2 protein-coding genes and 1 pseudogene are annotated in these 2,304 nt (G+C 36.8%); all 3 read left to right on the top strand.

Annotation, left to right across the window (positions count from 1 at the left end; genetic code table 11):
* Positions 1-502 precede the first annotated feature (502 nt).
* Positions 503-799, top strand: a pseudogene (locus K5Q92_RS23570) (ATP-binding cassette domain-containing protein); the annotation flags it as partial.
* 205 nt (positions 800-1,004) lie between these two features.
* Positions 1,005-1,103 carry a class IIb bacteriocin, lactobin A/cerein 7B family gene (locus K5Q92_RS23565; protein WP_220771222.1) on the top strand — a complete coding sequence of 33 codons (99 nt, stop codon included), beginning with the start codon at positions 1,005-1,007 and terminating at the stop codon, positions 1,101-1,103.
* Between the two features lie 421 nt (positions 1,104-1,524).
* Complete coding sequence (locus K5Q92_RS23560) at positions 1,525-1,737, top strand: hypothetical protein (RefSeq protein ID WP_259649689.1); 213 nt, start codon at positions 1,525-1,527, stop codon at positions 1,735-1,737.
* The last annotated feature ends 567 nt before the right edge of the window (positions 1,738-2,304 follow it).

The following is a 2,304-nucleotide window of genomic DNA, read 5'->3' as shown; positions in this document are numbered from 1 at the left end:
TAACTGTTGGGGGGCTGGTTTAAGAATAAAAATAACATAGATATCCAATAATAACAAAGATGCCCGAAATTTTTTTAAGAGTTCTATGTTAGTAAATATAATTTCTGGTTTTATTTTAGGCTTTGCGTTTTATAAATTAGAGATGAGCTTAGAAGTTACTTTGTTATCGGTTGTTTTTTTTGGCGGATTATTTGTACGTTTGTTTTATTACGCTAGGGGGAAGTGGTGATTTACAAATTATGTCTGTCAGCATTTGTTGTTTTATTTAGTGGCGGGCTGGTTTATTTTAATGCTCCGTACATGATTGATGTTTACCTGTCCATTATCGCAGTAGGGATAGGAGGGTGTTACTTTTTTATAAAAAAATAAGTATTTTTATGCATTTTATCAAGTATAAATTATTTTAATAATAACACCTTCTTTTTAGCGAGTAGTAACTTGGTTTCTGATATGTCTGATTTTTGCGATTAGTTATTCTTTATAGGGGAGTAATAAATAAAGACACCGATTGTTAATTGGGGATATGGGAGGTTAGTTCTCCGGTGGGCAAGTACAGCGGTTATTGCTGGCTAGAGCTTTGTATTAGCAACCTAGTTTGTTGTTTATGGATGAGGCGACTAGTCATCTGGATATCGACAATGAAGCCAAGATCAGTGAGCAAATTAAACAGCTTAATATGACCCGAGTCATCATTGCTCACAGGCCAGAAACCATTAAGCAAGCGCAGCGAGTCGTGATGCATCAGGGAAAGGTGTATACCCCTGAAGAAATGCAGCAATTAGCGGAAGGCGCGCAATAGCAACATCTAAAGGATAAAAGAAATTTTAATCGATGAGGTGTGATGCTCAAAACAGCAAAGCATTGCATTGGTTAAAAGCAAGGACGCGGCAACTTTAGCGGGAAACCGTACCCTTGGTCAGCCGCTTAAGGTCTAGTTACTCTCATCGAGTCGCTAAGCACTTAGGCAAACATAACGTTAAGCAGTTTAAATTAAGGAAGATTTTATGAAAGAGTTAACAAAGAAAGAAATCCAAGAAGTTAATGGTGGTGGACTAGGGCTTGCCATTGCAGTCTTAGCGTTACTTGCTGGTTGTCTCGCCTAAATACAGCTGGGTGACTAATTGTCACCCTTTTTATTAATACAGTTTAGTGAAATAAATTATAGCGATAGTGATCCACTAACATTTAATAAATAATTAGGTTTGAGATGAAAAATGTTTTTTTAAATTTCATTAGGCATAAAAAGGTTTTTTTCATTATAACCACTGTGCTAATGATGGTGTTCACTCCTGAAATTTATATAGTTTTCATAGAGGTAATATTTCTTATTGACGTTATTGGATTCTCAGCAATTATATTTTTCACTCGAGAATACATAAGGGAACTCTTAAGGGGAATTGTGTACTTTATACCAAACATATTTAACTTTAAAAGTAAAAATAATGAAAAATAATCATCCTTATCAGGACTAACGTCAGGGCAAGATCATGAAAAATCACTTGTTACTCATTGTTAATCCTGTTTATGGATGAAGCGACTAGCCATTTGGATATCGACACTGAAGCCAAGATCAGTGAGCAAATTAAACAGCTTAATATGACCCGAGTCATCATTGCTCACAGACCTGAAACCATTAAGCAAGCGCAGCGAGTCGTCGTGATGCATCAGGGAAAGGTGTATACCCCAGAAGAAATGCAGCAATTAGCTGAGGGCGACAACAGGGCGTTTAAAGGATAAAAGAAATTTTAATCGATGAGGTGTGATGCTCAAAACAGCAAAGCATTGTATTGGTTAAAAGCAAGGACGCGGCAACTTTAGCGGGAAACCGCGCCCTTGGTCAGTCGCTTAAGGTCTAGTAACTCTTATCGAGTCGCTAAGCACTTAGGCAAACATAACGTTAAGCAGTTTAAATTAAGGAAGATTTTATGCAAAGTCTAATTAATAAAGAGTTTGAAATGGAAGAGCTAACATTGAAGAAATTGAGCAGGTAAATGGGGGAGGTTTTCTATTTGCTTTGGGATATGGGGGAGCGGTAGTTGCTGTAGCCGCAACTACCTTTAAAACTGCATACGAAACAGCTACTTTCTTCGGAGCAGGAAGGTTTGGTTCGTGGTTGGGTCGAAATGCATATCATTTGATGAGATAAGTAATAAATAGAGTGGCTAGCGTTAAAAGATCTTTTTAACGCTAGGTACTTTTATTGGAGCTCGAATTCTATGTTAGCTAAAAAGTATATTTACGTGGCATTGTTTTTTTTAGAATCTTTGTTGGTTTTTAATATTCTTGCTAATTGGGGAAGTTGGC

The sequence above is a fragment of the Shewanella sp. MBTL60-007 genome, assembly GCF_019654915.1.
In the GTDB taxonomy this organism is placed as follows: Bacteria; Pseudomonadota; Gammaproteobacteria; order Enterobacterales; family Shewanellaceae; genus Shewanella.
Note: the sequence above shows the minus strand (reverse complement) of the source record. Positions and strands in the feature narration are given on the sequence as shown.

Excerpts from the sequence above, each read along its gene's own strand:
- K5Q92_RS23565 (WP_220771222.1), top strand. The coding sequence starts at position 1,005 with ATGAAAGAGTTAACAAAGAAAGAAATCCAAGAAGTTAATGGTGGTGGA.
- K5Q92_RS23560 (WP_259649689.1), top strand. The coding sequence starts at position 1,525 with ATGGATGAAGCGACTAGCCATTTGGATATCGACACTGAAGCCAAGATC.